Annotated in this window: 16 protein-coding genes; 7 read left to right on the top strand and 9 right to left on the bottom strand. The window is 35.4% G+C overall.

Annotated features, from left to right (window positions below; all coding sequences use genetic code 11):
- Positions 1 to 224: 224 nt before the first annotated feature.
- Both A9G07_RS03800 and A9G07_RS03795 read left to right on the top strand, forming a co-directional pair.
- Complete coding sequence (locus A9G07_RS03800) at positions 225 to 671, top strand: LexA family protein (protein WP_065734091.1); 447 nt, start codon at positions 225 to 227, stop codon at positions 669 to 671.
- A complete protein-coding gene (locus A9G07_RS03795; RefSeq protein WP_065734090.1) occupies positions 668 to 1,927 on the top strand; it encodes a Y-family DNA polymerase in 1,260 nt (419 codons plus the stop codon). Before A9G07_RS03800 ends, A9G07_RS03795 begins: the two co-directional genes overlap by 4 nt.
- A 111-nt stretch (positions 1,928 to 2,038) precedes the next feature.
- Here the strand turns inward: A9G07_RS03795 and A9G07_RS03790 are convergent, their stop codons facing one another.
- The 3 genes from A9G07_RS03790 to A9G07_RS03780 are packed head-to-tail and all read right to left on the bottom strand — an operon-like array spanning position 2,039 to position 7,054.
- A complete protein-coding gene (locus A9G07_RS03790; protein ID WP_065734089.1) occupies positions 2,039 to 3,169 on the bottom strand; it encodes an ABC transporter permease in 1,131 nt (376 codons plus the stop codon).
- A gap of 5 nt (positions 3,170 to 3,174) precedes the next feature.
- Positions 3,175 to 5,973, bottom strand: coding sequence for a ribosome-associated ATPase/putative transporter RbbA (gene rbbA / locus A9G07_RS03785; protein WP_141677466.1), 2,799 nt, complete (start codon positions 5,971 to 5,973; stop codon positions 3,175 to 3,177).
- Between the two features lie 13 nt (positions 5,974 to 5,986).
- Positions 5,987 to 7,054, bottom strand: a complete 1,068-nt coding sequence (locus A9G07_RS03780; RefSeq protein WP_065734088.1) for an HlyD family secretion protein — start codon at positions 7,052 to 7,054, stop codon at positions 5,987 to 5,989.
- A 519-nt stretch (positions 7,055 to 7,573) separates the two neighbouring features.
- On the opposite strand from A9G07_RS03780, the gene argE reads away from it, so the two are divergent.
- Entirely contained in the window at positions 7,574 to 8,731 is a 1,158-nt protein-coding gene (gene argE, locus A9G07_RS03775) for an acetylornithine deacetylase (protein ID WP_065734087.1), read from the top strand.
- Positions 8,732 to 8,776: 45 nt separating this feature from the next.
- Here the strand turns inward: argE and A9G07_RS03770 are convergent, their stop codons facing one another.
- Positions 8,777 to 9,124, bottom strand: a complete 348-nt coding sequence (locus A9G07_RS03770; protein WP_065734086.1) for a winged helix-turn-helix transcriptional regulator — start codon at positions 9,122 to 9,124, stop codon at positions 8,777 to 8,779.
- Between the two features lie 107 nt (positions 9,125 to 9,231).
- On the opposite strand from A9G07_RS03770, the gene A9G07_RS03765 reads away from it, so the two are divergent.
- Positions 9,232 to 9,792 (top strand): NAD(P)H-dependent oxidoreductase, encoded by a 561-nt coding sequence (locus A9G07_RS03765; protein WP_065734085.1) that lies wholly within the window; start codon positions 9,232 to 9,234, stop codon positions 9,790 to 9,792.
- Positions 9,793 to 10,175: 383 nt separating this feature from the next.
- Here A9G07_RS03765 and rnz read toward each other — a convergent pair whose 3' ends face one another.
- Together rnz and A9G07_RS03755 are read right to left on the bottom strand one after the other, a co-directional pair.
- Positions 10,176 to 11,093, bottom strand: a complete 918-nt coding sequence (gene rnz, locus A9G07_RS03760; RefSeq protein ID WP_065734084.1) for a ribonuclease Z — start codon at positions 11,091 to 11,093, stop codon at positions 10,176 to 10,178.
- Positions 11,094 to 11,099: 6 nt separating this feature from the next.
- Entirely contained in the window at positions 11,100 to 11,327 is a 228-nt protein-coding gene (locus tag A9G07_RS03755; RefSeq protein ID WP_065562077.1) for a YccJ family protein, read from the bottom strand.
- Between the two features lie 76 nt (positions 11,328 to 11,403).
- Between A9G07_RS03755 and yaaA the strand changes: the two genes are divergently transcribed.
- A complete protein-coding gene (gene yaaA, locus A9G07_RS03750; RefSeq protein ID WP_065734083.1) occupies positions 11,404 to 12,171 on the top strand; it encodes a peroxide stress protein YaaA in 768 nt (255 codons plus the stop codon).
- 7 nt (positions 12,172 to 12,178) lie between these two features.
- Positions 12,179 to 13,132: an AEC family transporter gene (locus A9G07_RS03745; protein WP_065562079.1), complete on the top strand. Its 954-nt coding sequence runs from the start codon at positions 12,179 to 12,181 to the stop codon at positions 13,130 to 13,132.
- A gap of 5 nt (positions 13,133 to 13,137) precedes the next feature.
- On the opposite strand, the gene A9G07_RS03740 is transcribed toward A9G07_RS03745, so the two are convergent.
- Positions 13,138 to 13,995 (bottom strand): carboxylate/amino acid/amine transporter, encoded by an 858-nt coding sequence (locus A9G07_RS03740; protein WP_065734082.1) that lies wholly within the window; start codon positions 13,993 to 13,995, stop codon positions 13,138 to 13,140.
- 261 nt (positions 13,996 to 14,256) lie between these two features.
- On the opposite strand from A9G07_RS03740, the gene A9G07_RS03735 reads away from it, so the two are divergent.
- The gene (locus A9G07_RS03735) at positions 14,257 to 15,849 is read left to right on the top strand and encodes an ABC-F family ATPase (protein WP_065734081.1); all 1,593 of its coding nucleotides are present in this window, start codon (positions 14,257 to 14,259) and stop codon (positions 15,847 to 15,849) included.
- A 61-nt stretch (positions 15,850 to 15,910) separates the two neighbouring features.
- Here A9G07_RS03735 and A9G07_RS03730 read toward each other — a convergent pair whose 3' ends face one another.
- Positions 15,911 to 16,252, bottom strand: a complete 342-nt coding sequence (locus A9G07_RS03730; RefSeq protein WP_065562082.1) for a YggL family protein — start codon at positions 16,250 to 16,252, stop codon at positions 15,911 to 15,913.
- A 26-nt stretch (positions 16,253 to 16,278) separates the two neighbouring features.
- The gene (gene rhlE, locus A9G07_RS03725) at positions 16,279 to 17,565 is read right to left on the bottom strand and encodes an ATP-dependent RNA helicase RhlE (RefSeq protein ID WP_065734080.1); all 1,287 of its coding nucleotides are present in this window, start codon (positions 17,563 to 17,565) and stop codon (positions 16,279 to 16,281) included.
- Positions 17,566 to 17,584 lie beyond the last annotated feature (19 nt).

Below are 17,584 nucleotides of genomic sequence, written 5' to 3'. Positions count from 1 at the left end.
TTTAATTTATCTCTCGATAAATTGAAATGTAACCACCAAAGTCGTTTAGTCAGTAACTTTACTTGTAAAACAACAGATTATCTTTTTTTAGTAATCTATTTTTAATTTTTTACACTCGTTTTTATTGAATTAAGTATTTTATACTGTATATTTATACATATATCTTTTTTTTATGCGAATAGATCTCCGCTATTCGTTTTTTATTGCTTTTTAGGAGTGTTTTCTTGAATAAATATTGTGTTGTTCTTGGGCAAGCTAATAGCTCTCTTGCGACTTATTTGCCTTTAGTTGATACGCCAGTAAGAGCCGGATTTCCCTCACCTGCTGATGATTATTTAGAAACAAAACTAGATTTAACTAGCCATTTAGTTAAGCACCCTAGTGCGACTTATTATATTAAAGCGATTGGTGACTCAATGATTGATTACGGTATTTACAGTGGTGATCTGCTTGTTGTTGACCGATCTTTAGAACCGAAAATAGATGATATTGTTGTCGCGGCTGTTGACGGTGAACTAACTTGTAAGTGTTTAAGTTTTATTAATGGCGAACATCATTTAGTATCAGGCAATAGACTTTATCCACCTATTTCACTAACAGGGAAAGAAGTCCATATTTGGGGAGTAGTCATACATACGATTCACTCCCTACGAAAGCGAGGACATTCATGATTGGGCTAATTGATTGTAATAATTTTTATGCATCATGTGAACGAGTCTTTAATCCCAAATTAGAAGGAAAACCTATTGGTATCTTATCTAATAATGATGGTTGCGTAATCGCCCGTTCTAATGAATTAAAACCCTTAGTACCAATGGGAATGCCTGCCTACAAAATTGAACCCCAAATTAGAAAAAAAATTAAATTATTGAGTTCTAATTATGAACTTTATGGCGATATGAGTCAGCGGGTATTTGATACCGTTCGTCATTATACTGCAGATATTGAACCTTACTCCATCGATGAAGCATTCATCCATTTAAATGGATTTAACAATGTGTTAACTCATTGTCAAAATTTAAAAACAATAGTAAAGCGTGATACAGGTATCCCGGTGAGTATTGGTATTGCACCAACTCGAACGTTAGCAAAATTAGCTAATCATATCGCCAAAAAACAGCCAATTCATCAAGGTGTTTATTGTTTACCGACTAATCGAGAAGCGATAAAGACGATATTAAAGCAATTCTCAATTGAAGATATATGGGGCGTTGGTTGGCGAATTGCTCAACGGTTAAAAGTATTAGATATTCATACCGCTTGGGACTTACATCAAGCTAATTTAAAACAAATTAGACAGTTATTTTCTGTTGTCCTTGAACGTACAGTACTTGAACTACGTGGTATTAACTGCATTGAATTAGATGATTTATCTATACCTAAAAAAAATATTATGACATCGCGTAGCTTTGGTCATTTAACGAGTGATCTATTTGATATACAAGAAGCAATTCGAGTACATGCAAGCCGTGGTGCAGAAAAACTAAGAAAGCAAAAATCAGTTGCTAGTGCAGTACTGGTCTTTTTAAAGACTAATCGATTTCGGCCAGAATTACCTCAATATAATCCATCAATTGTTGTTCCATTATTGTCAACAACTGATGATTCGAGATTAATCATTCATGCCGCTCAAAAAGGATTACAATCCATTTATAAAAAAGGCTTTTTATTTATGAAATCAGGTGTGATGCTACTTGATCTAAAAGCTAAAGATGATTATTGCCAATCCGATTTATTTATTCCTGACATATCAAAAACACAAAAAAGTGAACAGCTAATGAAAACAATGGATTACATTAATCAAAAGATGGGAAAAAATACTATTCACTTAGGCGGTATAAGACAAACCGCAGCTTGGCAAATCAAGCGAGATATGCTTAGCCAGCGGTATACAACTCGTTGGGAAGAGTTACCTTTTGCTAAATAGATAATTAATAATAATTTAAACAATGGATATATTTGATCATTTCAAACAAGTATATCCATATTTTCAAATGCTGAACAAAACCGATTTAAGCTTATGTTCAGCACGTTTATTCTAAGAACCCATATTAACAATTGAACTACGAAAACGTTTAAGCGCAATAAGAAAGAACACACTACCAATAGCTAATAACCAAGCATAAGATGTCCAAACAACACTTAAACCCGCTCCACGATATAAAATTGCCTGCCCTAATTCAACAAAATGCGTTGTTGGTGCAAACAACATGATATTTTGGACTACTTCAGGCATACTTTCACGTGGTGTACTACCACCAGAAAGCATCTGTAAAGGTAGAAGAATCAAAATAAATAACATGGCAAATTGTGCTGTTGATTTGGCAACAGTCGCCATAAAGATTCCAAGTGACGTTGTCACGAATAAATGTAGAGCTGCCCCAATTAAAAACAAGGTAATCGAGCCTTCAATCGGAACATTTAGCCAACCATGAACAACAACTAAGAGTGCCCCCCATGTTGAAACAAGCACGACAAGCCCCATCGACCAAACTTTTGATATCATGATCTGAAGTGGTGTAACTGGCATTGAAAGCAAGTGATCGATAGTACCATGTTCACGCTCCTTCATTAAAGCTGCGCCAGTTAAAATAATCGACAACGTGGTCACAATATTGATGATTTCCATAACGGAACCAAACCAAGAACGGGTCAAGTTTGGATTAAATGCAGCATGAACTTCAATATTCACCGGCAAACTGGTGGGTTTGTCGATTTGATTGAAATATTTTGTTATTTCGTTGGTCACAATTTGGGTAATATAACCATTCCCAACAAAAGCCTGCCCCATTCGTGTTGCATCAATATTAAGTTGAATTTCTGGACTTTGATTATTTAACACATCGCGTTGAAAGTTAGGCGGAATATTCAATGCAAAAGTATAACTATCGGTATCCATACCTCGATCAACTTCATCCATAGAGTTTAGTTTTACCGGTTGGTTAAACATGGGTGGATAAAACGCCGCAATAATTTGTCTGGATAATGGCGAATCATCTTCATCAACTACCGCAATCGACGCATGATGAAGCGAGTCTGAAGTTGCTGTTGCTGCAGTATAGATATCAAGCGTAAAACAGTAGGCAATTAACAGCAACATAATTGGATCACGAATCAATCCCCATAACTCTTTAATGCCTAAGCGATAAATATTAATAAAACTTTGCATAATATCTATCCTTCTTGTTTCTTGAGGAGGAATATACTTGCACCAAGTATAATCGGTATGGTGATCAGCAAGGCAAATATTGAGTTATGTAAATCAAAAAATCCTAATGCCTTATTAAAGACTCCTCGAGCAATAATAAGCATATGGGTTGTTGGATAAACTTCACCAATATATCGTCCACTACCTTCTAAAGATGCAACCGGATTAAGCAAACCAGAAAATTGTATCGCTGGTAACATGGTACCAACACAGGTTAAAAAGATAACCGCAATTTGACTGCGTGTAACTGTCGAAGCAAGTAATCCAAAGCCTGTTGCAATAATACAATAAGCTAATCCAGCCAAACACAAAGTCAACAAGCTGCCTTTAATTGGTACGCCAAATATTGTAACCGCCATAAGCAGCAATAATAAAAAACTAAGCATCGAAATCACAATATATGGAACCTGCTTACCTAATAAAAATTCAGTTTTGGTAACAGGCGTAACATATAAGTTAATTATCGACCCCATCTCTTTTTCACGCACTACGGATAGTGCAGCTAACATCGATGGAATCATTAATAATAAAATAGGAATAACCGCAGGTACCATAGCTTGTAAACTTTTGATATCGGGATTATAACGATATCGAGTTTCGATATTTGCCAATGAACTTGATGTTGTTCCGGTAGTCATTTTAATTTTGTCACTTAACCAAGCAAGATGCATTCCTTGTACATATCCTTTAATCGTATCGGCACGCAAAGGCATTGCACCATCAATCCATATTCCAATACTAACCGGATCACCACGTTGAATATCTCGACCAAAATTTGGTGGAATCTCAATAGCTAATGCTATCTCATTACTTCTCATCCTATGATCCATATCATCATAATCAAGGATTGGCGGTTTCTCGATAAAATAGCGCTTAGATCCAGAAAGATTGGTAATATAATTTTGACTGGTAATAGTTTGATCACGATCTAACACCGCAAAATTTAAATCTTCTACATCCATGGTGATGCCATAACCCATTACCAACATTAAGATCGCAGATCCAAGAAGTGCTAACAAAGCACGTAATGGATCGCGAGATAATTCTAAAGTTTCACGCCACATACACCCAATCATACGAGTTAAGCTAAATCCCTGTAGGTGAGCATCTTGCGTTGTATTAGCTTGTTTATTGGTTAAAGTTTTAGGCTCTTCACTTGCTTTTTCATCACTATGGGTATCATCTGCACCAGCATCAACTAAATAACGAATAAAAGCTTCTTCCAGCGTTTTAGCATTTTTGGAATGGATGATATTATCAGGAGTATCACTGGCTAATACTTTACCTGCATGCATAAGTGAAATCCTATCACAGCGTGCCGCCTCATTCATAAAATGGGTAGTAATAAATACCGTAACTTTATCTTTTCGGGAAAGTTCGATAATTAAACGCCAAAAGTCATCCCGAGCAATGGGATCAACCCCGGAAGTCGGTTCATCTAGGATAAGAATCTCAGGATTATGAACCACCGCAACAGATAAAGAAAGTCTTTGCTTAACCCCTAACGGTAGACTATCTGGTAAACTTTTTAATTCATTTTCCAAGCCAAAACGCTTAACTAACTCCTCAACTCTTGCTGGAATTTTGCTTTCTTCAATACCAAATAGACGGGCATGTAAAACTAAGTTTTGTTCAACCGTTAATTCACTGTAAAGCGAAAAAGCCTGAGACATATAACCTAAATGACGTCTAACATTAATATCACTTGCATCAACCGGTTTACCAAATAACCAAGCTTCACCTGAGGATATTGGTAATAACCCTGTTAACATCTTCATCGTTGTGGATTTACCGCAACCATTAGATCCTAAAAAACCAAATATTTCGCCTTGTTTGATTGAAAAGTTAACATGGTCAACCGCAACAAAATCACCAAATTGCTTGGTTAAACCTTTTGCCTCAATCGCCACTTGTAAATCTTTATTTAAATCTAATGGGGGAATTTCAACCGATTCATAACCTTCTCTAGCATCTTCTGGCATCAATTGAATAAAGGCATCATCTAAATTATCTTTACCTGTTTTAGCTAATAAAGCTTGAGGTGTGCCTGTTTCAAGAATCTTACCGCCATACATTGCAACCAGCCAATCAAAGTTTTGCGCTTCATCCATATAAGCTGTTGCAACAATCACGCTCATTTGTGGTCGTTGTTCACGAATTTTATTGATTAATTGCCAGAATTGCGCGCGCGAAAGTGGATCCACCCCCGTTGTTGGTTCATCAAGAATAAGTAAATCAGGATCATGAATCAAGGCAGAACATAAGCTGACTTTTTGTTTCATCCCTCCAGAAAGGCGACCAGCGGGTCTAGATAAAAAAGGATACAACCCAGTGCTTTTAGTTAACTCATCAATACGACGTCGCCTTTCAGCAGCATCGTTACCAAATAAACGAGCAAAAAATTGCAAATTTTCTTCCACTGAAAGTGTAGGATAAAGGTTTTTCCCTAATCCTTGTGGCATATAAGCAATACGGGTACAGACGTTTTTACGATGGGATTTATCTTTCATGTCACCATCTAAAACATAAACTAATCCCTCTTGAATGACATGTGCGCCCGCTATTAATGATAATAAGCTAGATTTACCAACACCATCAGGACCAATTAGTCCCACCATACATCTAGGCGGGATGGCAATACTAACATCATTAAGCGCACACGTTTTTTTATAATGTAACGATACATTACTTACATTTACAACAGCATCATCAATGGCCTTACCTTCAGCAAGTAACGTCAAATCCTTTTTATTTGACTCTGACATATGCTATCTCCAATTATTTAGTTTGGCATTTTGCAACATCAGATAAACCTGAAGGCCACTCCGTATTAGGATCTAGTCTTACCCAAGCCACACCAGGAAGGCCGGTTTTAACATGAGTTATATAGCATTTTAACAATTCTGGGCTTAATTGTGCTTTTACTCTAAACATGAGTTTTTGACGTTCATCTTTAGTTTCAACAGTTTTAGGCGTAAATTGCGCAACGCTCGAGACAAATGAAATTTTGGCTGAAATTGCTTTATTGGGTAAAGCATCAAGAACTAATCTTACTTCGTCACCAATTCCGACTTTACCTGCAATTGTTTCTGGCAAAAAGAACGTTAAATAAACATCTGAAAGATTAACCAGATTTAGCACTTTACCGCCTGAAGGTAAAACTTCACCTGGTTGAGCAATTCGATATTGAATACGTCCATCAACAGGCGCAGTTAATGTACTGTCATCAATATCCGCTTGGATTTGATTAATATTAGCTTGCGCTACGTTTATAGCTGATTTAGCACTTTCTACTCCGGCTTGTGCAGCTTCAATAGCTGCATCGGCAGCAGTAACTTGTGATTTAGCAGAGTCTAATGCTGCTTTTGCACTATTTACTTTAGCGGTATCATCATCAAATTGTTGAACTGAAATTGCCCCTTTTTGATAAAGGGCTTTTGTTCGTTCTAAATGCTTATTGGCAATATCTAAATCACTTTCTCTTTGAGTAACGCCAGCTAAAGCAGCCACTTTATCACTCATTTTTAAGGCAACTTGAGCTCTAGATGTCGCTTCATTACTTAGGGCTTGTCGATATTGCGCTTGAGCCTCATTTAACTGAGCTTGTAACGTATCGGTTTGCATAATAACTAACGGTTGACCCGCTTTAACAAAATCACCTTCATCAACATTAATTTTTTCAATTCTACCGGCTAACTTAGCAGAGATATTGATTTCAGTTGCTTCGATACGTCCATTACCGCTAGTAAAATCTGAACCATATCCATCAGGCTTAAATTGTTGCCATAAGATAAATCCAATAGCAACAACTACAACTGCGATAATAATCCATTTTTTATTTATCATGAATAACACCTATTCTAAAATAACAATTTATAATAAATATTAACGAAAAATTTAATCGTTATAATCCATTTATTTTCAATTTACGCATAATAGCAAATGTTTTTTACAAATAGAATCGACACTAAAAGTAAACGCAGTAAATGCTAAAAATCAGTAAATTGCTATTTTAGAAAAGTTAGCATTAGAAGAGAATCACCATAAATCTTTCTAATTCGAGCTAAAAATGTGTTATCTCAGCTAATAAGACTGTTTAATAAAGTATTGGTCTCAACTTTAAATGGAAAGTGATGTACATTTACTAATATGGCAACCTAAAATAATTTAATCTTCACTTTCTATTATTTTATAAGTGATTAATAATTAATTTTTTAATTCATGCTGATATAAAATAAGCTATCATGTAAACCATTTTGAATTAAAGTATTTTGAATTTTAGTATTTTGCATTCTTGTTTTAACGCAAAGCGTATTAAACAAAGAATGATTAAAGCTAAACGTTATTATTTAATAAGGTGAATTTATGGCAATCCCCTCTTTTTTGACAATATATAATGAATTGATATCCACTCCAACTATCAGTAATGTCACCAACGAAAAATTGGATTATTCCAATAAACCTTTAATAGACAAATTAGCGACATGGTTTGCAGATTTAGGATTTATTGTTGATGTTCAAGCCGTCCCTAACACACGTCATAAATTCAATATGCTGGCAACTTATTCAAATAGTGAAAATAAAAGCCAAGGAGGCCTATTACTAAGTGGCCATACCGATACGGTTCCTTTTGATGATGGACAATGGACTAAAGATCCATTTAAGTTAACGGAAGATAATAACAAACTTTACGGATTAGGCACGGCTGATATGAAAGGATTTTTTGCCTTTATACTAGATGCTTTGCGAGATATTGATCTAAAAAAACTCACCAAACCAATTTATGTACTAGCCACCGCAGATGAAGAAACCTCAATGGCTGGTGCTTCATTTTTTGCCAAACAAACTCAATTAAAACCTGATTGCACCATAATTGGCGAGCCTACTTCATTAATTCCTATACGAGCTCATAAAGGATTTATCTCCAATTCAATAAAAGTGATTGGAAAATCAGGTCACTCAAGCGATCCAGACAAAGGTATTAATGCTATAGAAATTATGCATTTAGTCATTGAACGTCTATTAATCCTTAAACAAAAATTCAAAGAACAATATCATAATGAAGGCTTTAGTGTCCCTTATCCAACTCTAAATTTAGGTGTAATTCATGGCGGTGATGCAGCAAACCGAATATGCGGGTGTTGTGAATTAATTATTGATATAAGAGTATTGCCTGATAATGATGTTGATTCGATTTATAACGCATTATGCGAAACATTAAAACCCGTTATGGATAAATACCCTAATCGTATTTCAGTAGAATATGAAGTATCACCCATTCCAGGATATGAATGTAAAAAAGATCACCCTGCATTGCAGCACATTGAAAATTTAGTGGGTCATCAAGCACAAACTGTCAATTACAGTACTGAAGCGCCTTATTTAAATCAAATTGCGCCAACCATAGTATTAGGACCAGGCTCTATTGAACAAGCTCATCAACCAGACGAGTTTATTTCAATGGACTTTATAAAACCAACAAAATTAACGATAGAAAATTTGATCAAAGATTTCTGCCTCTAATCATATAAAAACGCCGACATCGTCGGCGAATAAAATTGCTTTAAATTAGGATAATTTGTCATCTTTATGGTTATTTCCCCATTGGCAAAGCATATCTAAAATCGGCACCAAAGATTTACCTCGGTCCAATAACCCATATTCCACTTTAGGGGGAATTTGCGGATATTCTTTTCTGAAAATCAATTTATCCCTTTCCATCTCTTTTAAAGTATTACTTAGCGTTTTAAATGAAATGTCATTAATACTTCGTTTAAGTTCATTAAATCGCATTGATGGTTGATTTTCGTTTAACCAATAAAGAATAACAATCTTGTACTTTCCTCGAATCATTGAGAGTGTGTAATTAAATCCACTATTCTCAAAATGATCTTCGGCACAATGATGATTTTCCATGTTTACACTCTCCCTAAAGATAGTACATAACTGTAATTACCGTACTTTAAAAATAATTGTATCAATACTATGATGACTCAATTATAAATAGATAAGAGATATTTACAATGAAACGGACTTTAGTGATTATTGCTCACCCAGATTTAGCTTCTTCAAATGTTAACCGATGCTGGTTTAATAAATTAAATCAATATTATGATCAAATAACCTTACATGATCTTTATTCACACTACCCCTCACATAAAATAGATCCGAGTTTTGAGCAAAACTTAATTGAAAATCATCAAAACTTAGTTATTCAATTTCCAATATATTGGTTTAATTGCCCGCCATTATTAAAACAGTGGCTGGATGAGGTTATGACTTATGGTTGGGCATTTGGTTCTTCAGGAAACAAATTAAAAAATAAAAAAGTAGGATTAGCGGTTTCGGCGGGGATAAAGGAAGCTGATTACTGCGTATCTGGACATTATAAATATACGCTCGAGCAAATTCTAAAACCATTCGAATTAACAATGAATTATGTTCAAGCTGATTATCAGCCCATTTTTGCGATTTATGGCGCGAATAATGAGCCAGATTACCCAGATAAAATCACACAAAACGATATAGAAAAAAGTGCCGATAATTATGTAAATTGGATGAAAAAATTAGGGATATTAATTTAGAATTTATCACTAAACTTTCTTAATACACCTTATTAAGAAATATCCTTGCCTAAAAGATAATAAATATAGCGCATTTTATTCAAGATCTCCCAAGGAGATTTATTAATCTTATTCTGTATAGAATAATAAGACGGTATAGACTCCTTGATATTATTTACAAAATCGAGGCTTTCGAAAATTCATTATCTTTTTAACATAGGGTGTTAACTCATACAGAATCAGCTAACTGGCAAGATTGGCTCATCATACTATATTTGAAAAAAAGCGACGGTATAGACTCCTCAATCTTTTTTACAAAATTGAGGCTTTTTAAGATGAATTATTTTTTACCAAGGAAGCTAACTTATACAAAATCAACTAGCCGACAAGATTGGCTCATTTTACTATACTTCAAAAGTAGCAAAGTCAGTTGCGATTTCAGTAGGTGCAAAAATATTCCTAGCCTCATTGACTAATTTTGTTTTGTCATTCAAGCTATAGCGAGGACTAATATGCGTAATAATAAGGCGCCTAGCATGAGCTTGTTTGGCAATAGTTGCCGCGTGTACAGTTGTGGAATGTCCTCGTTCAAGCGCCTTTTCTTCAAGAGCTTGCTCTTGGGTTGCTTCATGGATTAACAAATCGACATCCTGAGCTAAATCAATTGAAGCCTGACAAGGAATGGTATCGCCTAAAATAGCAATTTTTTTACCTTTTCTAATGGTTTCTAGATAGTCCTTACCATGAATAATCCTACCATCTTCTAACGTAACAGTTCGACCTTCTTTTAAATCACGATAAAAAGAACCAATGTGAATGTTATCCTTTTTTAACTTATCAATGTCCAATGACGCTGGCAGATCTTTTTCTATAATCCGATACCCAAAACACGGAACACGATGCGCTAATAATTTGGCTTCAACGCGAAACTTATTATCCTCAAAAACCAAACCATCTTGCTCAAGTTCAATAATATTTAAAGGATAAGTCAGCCAAGAATAACTAATATCAATAACAGTTTGAATAAATTGCTTAATGCCTTTTGGACCAACTAAGGTCAATGGCGATTGGTTTTGCATCAAAGAACGAGTTGTTAACACGCCAGGTAAACCAAACAGATGATCACCATGTAAATGTGTCAAAAAAATCATCTCTAATTTAGCCAGACTAAATTTGGCCTTTTGCATTTGCATTTGAGTCGCTTCACCGCAATCAAAAAGCCATAAACGCCCTCTTTCCTGCCGGAGATCAAGCATAATACTGCTAACATTGCGTTCAGCTGTTGGTGACCCAGCACTCGTTCCTAAAAAAGTTAATTTCATAAAAGATTAAACATTTTTGCGCTCAATGGTTTGTTCACCCCAGAAGAGTTTGTCTGCTTTAGTTTTGGAAAAAGCGAGTTTTAAGACTTCATCGCTACCTTCTTCCCAAATTTGCTCAGCGAGTTTTTCATCATTTTTAGCTAATTCAAAAATAGCTTCAGCTATCTCAATAGAAGTTTCACGAATGCTGGCCCAAGATCGAATTTCATGTATTTCTTTTTTGGTACTATTCATATTTGTTCTCCTTATTTGCTAAGATTAGATGTAAAATAAACCCAATTGGTACAAAACACAATAGGTGGTATTTTTTATGCTAACAATTATTTCTCCATCCAAAACGCTTGATTATCAAACGCCTTTAATTACCAAACAACATAGCTTACCCGAATTTTTAGAATCCACTAAACAACTTATTGATATTTGTAAAAAACTTAGCAGTGATGACTTGGCTAAACTAATGTCGATCAGCCCAAAACTTGCCACTACCAATTATGAACGTTTTCAGAACTGGCATACTGACTTCAATTTTGATAATGCAAGGCAAGCTATTTTGGCTTTTAAAGGTGATGTTTATGAGGGTTTGCATGTAGAAGATTTTAATGATGCCGATCTAAAATTTGCACAATCTCATTTACGCATTTTATCAGGATTATATGGCTTGTTACGACCACTTGATTTAATTCAACCCTACCGTCTAGAAATGGGTATTCGCCTTAAAAATGGTAATAATACTAATCTATATCAATTTTGGGGTGATAAGTTAACAGAGTGTTTAAATCACGAGTTGGTAAAATCAACCAATCCAACGTTAATTAATTTAGCTTCTAATGAATATTTCAAAGCAATTAAACAACTCAAAGCGAAGGTTATTCAACCCATCTTTTTAGATAAAAGTAAAAATGATTATAAAGTGATCAGCTTTTATGCTAAAAAAGCACGAGGTTTAATGAGTCGATTTATTATAAAAAATAGCATTAATAACAGTGACGATATTAAAAGTTTTAATTTAGAAGGCTACCAATTTGATTCAAAACGCTCAACTGAATTAGAATGGTACTTCACCCGAAATCACGCATAAAAGTAACATGGAATTTCTAATCACATTATGGCAACAGTTTTTAACTACATTGCCTCTGTTCGTTTTGATTTTATTAGGCTACATAGCAGTTAGAGCGGGTCGTTGGCAAAAAACGGTGACCGATAGTGTTACCAAATTTACGTTTTATATTGCCTTCCCAATTATGTTATTTCAGATTATGAGCCATTTTTCAGAGCATTCTGAAATTGATGCCAATCTTTTGTTGGTCTTTTTTGGTGGCTCATTTATTGTGTTTGCATTGGGCTGTTTTATTGCGGTTAAATTTTTCAAACTCAATGGCTCGCAAAGTACCATGTTTGCAATGGGTGGAATTTATACCAATACTGTGTTTGTGGGCATACCAATTATCAAAATGTTATTAGGCGAAAAAGCCATTCCGATTGTTGCTATTATTGTGATTTTTAATGCGTTAATTTTATGGACATTAGCCACGGTATCCATCGAATTTGTCCAGATGGGAAAATTATCGACTAAAGGATTTATAAAAGCATTTAAAAATGTAGCAAAAAATCCGATTATTATTGGTATTTTTGCAGGAATAGTTGTCAATTATGTACACATTCCACTACCTTTCTTCATCAATCAAGCGACGAAGATGGTAAGCGATATGACAGCGCCTCTCTCATTAATCGTTTTAGGAATGGGGCTTGCTGAATATAAGATCCGCGATGATTTACCGATCACAATAGCCATTTGTGTTTTAAAACTATTTATCTTACCGATTGTGACCTATATTTTAGCGATAATAGTCGGATTACCACTTTTAGAACTGCAAGTTATTGTATTACTAAGTTCGGTATCAATTGCGATAAATTGTTATATGATGGCAAGACAGTTTGAGGTATTGCAAGGTCCTATTGCTTCAAGTTTATTGATATCAACGGCATTATCATCCGTGACAACACCGCTAATTCTATCAATAATGTTACAGTTTGCTTAGAAAAATTAATTTGCCTCTAGCTTTTTGAATTTATGATGCAAGATCAAGGCAGAAACAATAATTGCACTACCTAGCGCAAATCGGCCCCAATCAATCGATTGGTGCCAAATAATAACATTAACTAAAATACCAGTTGGAATAACCAAATTATTCATAATGGCAAGCGTACCCGAATCGACTTTGGTTGCGCCATAATTCCATAAAAAATAGCATAATCCAGATGCCACAACCCCAAGCCAAATAATTATCCCCCATTGTAATTGGGTAGTGGGTAGTTTTTCGGGATTGCCAAATAAAAACCAGCCAATACTAGCCACCAGTATTGCGCCTAAATAGACCCATGCAAAAGCTTGATGTTGCGGTAATGGATAAAGCTCCATAATACGTTTATATCCAACCTGCCCCAAGGCAAAAACTATATTAGCGCCCTGAATCAGGAGAAAACCGATAATAAAATCTCGACTAATATGATCGTAACGAATAACGGCTGCGCCAATTACAGCTATAACAGCGGTTAATAGGTAAACAAGTCTGAGTCGATGTCCTTGCAAGAAATCATAAATTAGCGTGACATAAATTGGCGTTGAAATAGTAAATAATAACACTTCAGGCACTGAAATATATTGGAAAGAGTTGTAATAAAAAAAGTACATAATACCTAATTGACAAGCACCAACGCCCATCAACAACACCATCTGTTTTACAGAAATACCTTTAAAGCGTAAAAAAGGAATAAAGGTTATAAAAGCCAGCAAGACGCGCATTACAACTGCAAACCACGTATCAACTTGCCCACTTAAATGAACAGCAATAAAACTAAATGAAAACGACCAAACTATCGTCACAAAAATAAGATAATACATATTAAATTCTTATTGATAAAAGAAAGTTTGGCATAGTATCAATTCGGCTTATTAATGTAAACAGTAATAAGGATGATATGTTTACTAATCAAAAAAAGTTGAGGAGCGGGGTTTTTGAAACATAAATTTAGTAACAAAAGTGCTAAAAATCGCTTTATTATGGCATAATGTGCGCCAAATCACAGTTTAGCCACTTCACTTTAAGCTTAAGAAAAATGCTTCAAGTACGAGTTGCACAAATCAATTCGAGAGTAATTATCCGTGTTAACAACAAGTAATATCACAATGCAATTTGGCAGTAAGCCACTATTTGAAAACATTTCAGTAAAATTTGGTAATGGTAATCGTTATGGATTAATCGGCGCAAATGGTAGTGGTAAGTCCACGTTTATGAAAATTATTGGTGGCGATCTTGTCCCAACCGCTGGCAATGTTTCGCTTGATCCACATGAACGCTTAGGTAAACTTCGCCAAGATCAATTTGCTTTTGAAGAATATAGCGTACTTGATACCGTAATTATGGGGCACACCGAATTATGGCAAATTAAACAAGAGCGAGACCGTATCTATTCATTACCTGAAATGAGTGAGGAAGACGGTTTTAAGGTTGCAGATTTAGAAACCCAATATGCTGAAATGGACGGTTACAGCGCTGAATCACGCGCGGGTGAATTACTACTCGGAGTGGGTATACCAATTGAGCAACATTATGGATTAATGAGTGAAATCGCTCCGGGTTGGAAATTGCGAGTATTATTAGCCCAAGCCCTATTTTCTAATCCAGATATTTTATTACTCGATGAACCGACCAATAACTTAGACATCGATACGATACGCTGGTTAGAAGATACCTTAAATGAACGTGAAAGCACGATGATTATCATATCGCACGATCGCCATTTTCTTAATATGGTCTGTACTCATATGGCTGATATGGATTATGGGGAATTACGTATCTATCCAGGTAATTATGATGATTATATGACCGCCTCTACTCAAGCGAGAGAACGGCTATTAGCGGATAATGCGAAAAAGAAAGCACAAATTAGTGAACTACAATCGTTTGTTAGTCGTTTTAGTGCTAATGCGGCAAAATCCAAACAAGCAACCTCACGTGCAAGACAAATCGAGAAAATCAAATTAGAAGAAGTGAAAGCATCAAGCCGACAAAATCCGTTTATTCGTTTTGAACAGGATAAAAAACTGTTTCGTAATGCTCTGGTCGTTGAAAATCTCACTAAAGGATTTGATAACGGACCACTATTTAAAAATCTCAATTTAATGGTTGAAGTTGGCGAAAAAGTGGCTATTTTGGGGACTAATGGTATTGGTAAAACTACCCTACTAAAAACCCTTATGGGCGAATTAGTGCCAGAACAAGGTGATATTAAATGGTCAGAAAATGCCAATATTGGCTATTACGCACAGGATCATGAATACGAATTTGACGAGGATCTAACCGTATTTGATTGGATGAGTCAATGGAAACAACCAACCGATGATGAACAAGCAGTGCGCAGCATTTTAGGTCGCTTATTATTTTCACAAGATGACATTAAAAAGCAAGTTAAAGTCCTATCTGGTGGTGAAAAAGGACGTATGTTATTTGGTAAATTAATGATGCAACGTCCAAACATTATTGTCATGGATGAACCAACCAACCATTTGGATATGGAATCAATTGAATCGTTAAATATGGCATTAGAGCTTTATCAAGGAACGCTATTTTTTGTGTCGCACGATCGTGAATTTGTTAGCTCACTTGCAACAAGAATTGTTGAAATCACGCCGGAAAAAGTCATTGATTATACCGGTAATTATGAGGATTATTTGCGTAGCCAAGGAATTGAGTAACGTTAAAATCCATAAAAATAGCCACATTAGTGGCTATTTTAGTATTTATTCAACTTAGAAATTAAAATTCTAATTCATCCCACCAAATATCAATTAAATTGCTGGTTTTGACATTTTTTAAGCCATGGCTTTCAAGCCATTTAGTGACAACGTCACGATTTTCTTCAGTACAATTACCCAATTTTTGCGTACAAATGATACCTTTCCAGTTTAAATACCCGCTACCTTCGTAAGCCAAACCGTTTGCTTGTATTGCTTCAATGATGAATTGATCAACAACGTTATCAATAGTGTCTTCACTCGTCCCTTCGTCAAATGACCAACTTACGGTAAAACCTAACTCTTTAAACTCTTCAATATGTAATTTTTTTCTTAAACGACGACTGCGATTAACCTTAGCCATAATAATATCCTTCTACTTTAGAAAATTTAGTTAGTTTTAGAATATGTATGATGGCTAGATTGCTTCATACTATTCTGGTTATTTTTAGAAGTTCGAGTTTTATCAACACGTCTTCTTTTTGCTGGAGCAGGCTTGGCTTTTTTTGCTGGCTCCGCTTTAATTCGAGGATCGACTTCAAATCCTTGAGTAAAAATTTCTGGAATCGTTTTTTTAATCAATTTCTCAATTGATTTTAATTGGGAAAGCTCATCAATACAAACTAATGATATTGCCTGCCCCTGATTTTGTGCCCGTCCGGTTCGACCGATACGATGAACATAATCTTCTGCAACTTGAGGTAATTCATAATTAACAACATAAGGCAATAACTCAATATCTAAGCCTCTGGCAGCGATATCGGTAGCAACGAGGGCGCGTATTTGTCCTGACTTAAAATCAGCCAAAGCTTTAGTTCTTGCTCCTTGGCTTTTGTTACCATGAATTGCGGAGGCTTTAATGCCATCTTTAGTAAGCTGTTCGGCAAGATGATTAGCGCCGTATTTCGTTCGCGTAAAAACTAATACCTGTTGCCATTGGTTTTTACCAATTAAATAAGAAAGAAGTTCACGTTTACGGCGTTTATCAACTCGGTGGATATATTGAGTAATTTGCTCAGATGCACTATTGGTTTTGGCTACGGCGATCGATTCGGGTGAATTTAAAATTGTATTAGCTAATGATTTTATTTCATCTGAGAATGTCGCTGAAAAAAGTAAGTTTTGTCGCTTTTTAGGTAATTTAACGATCACGCGACGAATATCATGAATAAAGCCCATGTCTAACATGCGATCCGCTTCATCAAGTACTAATATTTTTACTGTAGAGAGATCCACCGCATTTTGATGAACCAAATCTAACAACCGACCCGGTGTTGCAATTAAGATATCCACCCCACCTCGAAGTTTCATCATTTGAGGATTGATACTTACTCCACCAAACACCACCAAAGAACGAATAGATAGATATCGGCTATAATCCCGAATATTTTCACCTATTTGTGCAGCTAATTCACGAGTGGGCGCCAAAATTAGCGCATATAAAGGACGCTTTCCTCTTTTAGGTTCTGTATTAAGTTGCTTTTCATGCAATTTTTGTAAAATAGGTAAACCAAAACCCGCTGTTTTTCCTGTACCAGTCTGAGCACTCGCCATCAAATCTTTACCTGACAAAATTACTGGAATAGCTTGTTGTTGAATGGGGGTTGGATCGGTATAGTTTTGTTCTTCAATAGCTTTTAAAATCTTGGCATCTAAGCCAAGAGAGTCAAATGACATGCAATGATTCCTAAATAAA

The sequence above is a fragment of the Gilliamella sp. wkB72 genome (genome assembly GCF_001693745.1).
Taxonomy (GTDB): domain Bacteria; phylum Pseudomonadota; class Gammaproteobacteria; order Enterobacterales; family Orbaceae; genus Gilliamella; species Gilliamella apicola_E.
The sequence above is the reverse complement of the archived record's forward strand: the minus strand, read 5'-3'. Positions and strand labels throughout refer to the sequence as shown.

Bases quoted from the DNA above. Each gene is read 5' to 3' on its own strand.
- rnz (WP_065734084.1), bottom strand. From the start codon at position 11,093: ATGAAATTAACTTTTTTAGGAACGAGTGCTGGGTCACCAACAGCTGAA.
- A9G07_RS03755 (WP_065562077.1), bottom strand. From the start codon at position 11,327: ATGAATAGTACCAAAAAAGAAATACATGAAATTCGATCTTGGGCCAGC.
- A9G07_RS03745 (WP_065562079.1), top strand. From the start codon at position 12,179: ATGGAATTTCTAATCACATTATGGCAACAGTTTTTAACTACATTGCCT.
- A9G07_RS03730 (WP_065562082.1), bottom strand. From the start codon at position 16,252: ATGGCTAAGGTTAATCGCAGTCGTCGTTTAAGAAAAAAATTACATATT.
- argE (WP_065734087.1), top strand. From the start codon at position 7,574: ATGGCAATCCCCTCTTTTTTGACAATATATAATGAATTGATATCCACT.
- rbbA (WP_141677466.1), bottom strand. From the start codon at position 5,973: ATGTCAGAGTCAAATAAAAAGGATTTGACGTTACTTGCTGAAGGTAAG.
- A9G07_RS03780 (WP_065734088.1), bottom strand. From the start codon at position 7,054: ATGATAAATAAAAAATGGATTATTATCGCAGTTGTAGTTGTTGCTATT.
- A9G07_RS03790 (WP_065734089.1), bottom strand. From the start codon at position 3,169: ATGCAAAGTTTTATTAATATTTATCGCTTAGGCATTAAAGAGTTATGG.
- A9G07_RS03740 (WP_065734082.1), bottom strand. From the start codon at position 13,995: ATGTATTATCTTATTTTTGTGACGATAGTTTGGTCGTTTTCATTTAGT.
- rhlE (WP_065734080.1), bottom strand. From the start codon at position 17,565: ATGTCATTTGACTCTCTTGGCTTAGATGCCAAGATTTTAAAAGCTATT.
- A9G07_RS03765 (WP_065734085.1), top strand. From the start codon at position 9,232: ATGAAACGGACTTTAGTGATTATTGCTCACCCAGATTTAGCTTCTTCA.
- yaaA (WP_065734083.1), top strand. From the start codon at position 11,404: ATGCTAACAATTATTTCTCCATCCAAAACGCTTGATTATCAAACGCCT.
- A9G07_RS03795 (WP_065734090.1), top strand. From the start codon at position 668: ATGATTGGGCTAATTGATTGTAATAATTTTTATGCATCATGTGAACGA.
- A9G07_RS03770 (WP_065734086.1), bottom strand. From the start codon at position 9,124: ATGGAAAATCATCATTGTGCCGAAGATCATTTTGAGAATAGTGGATTT.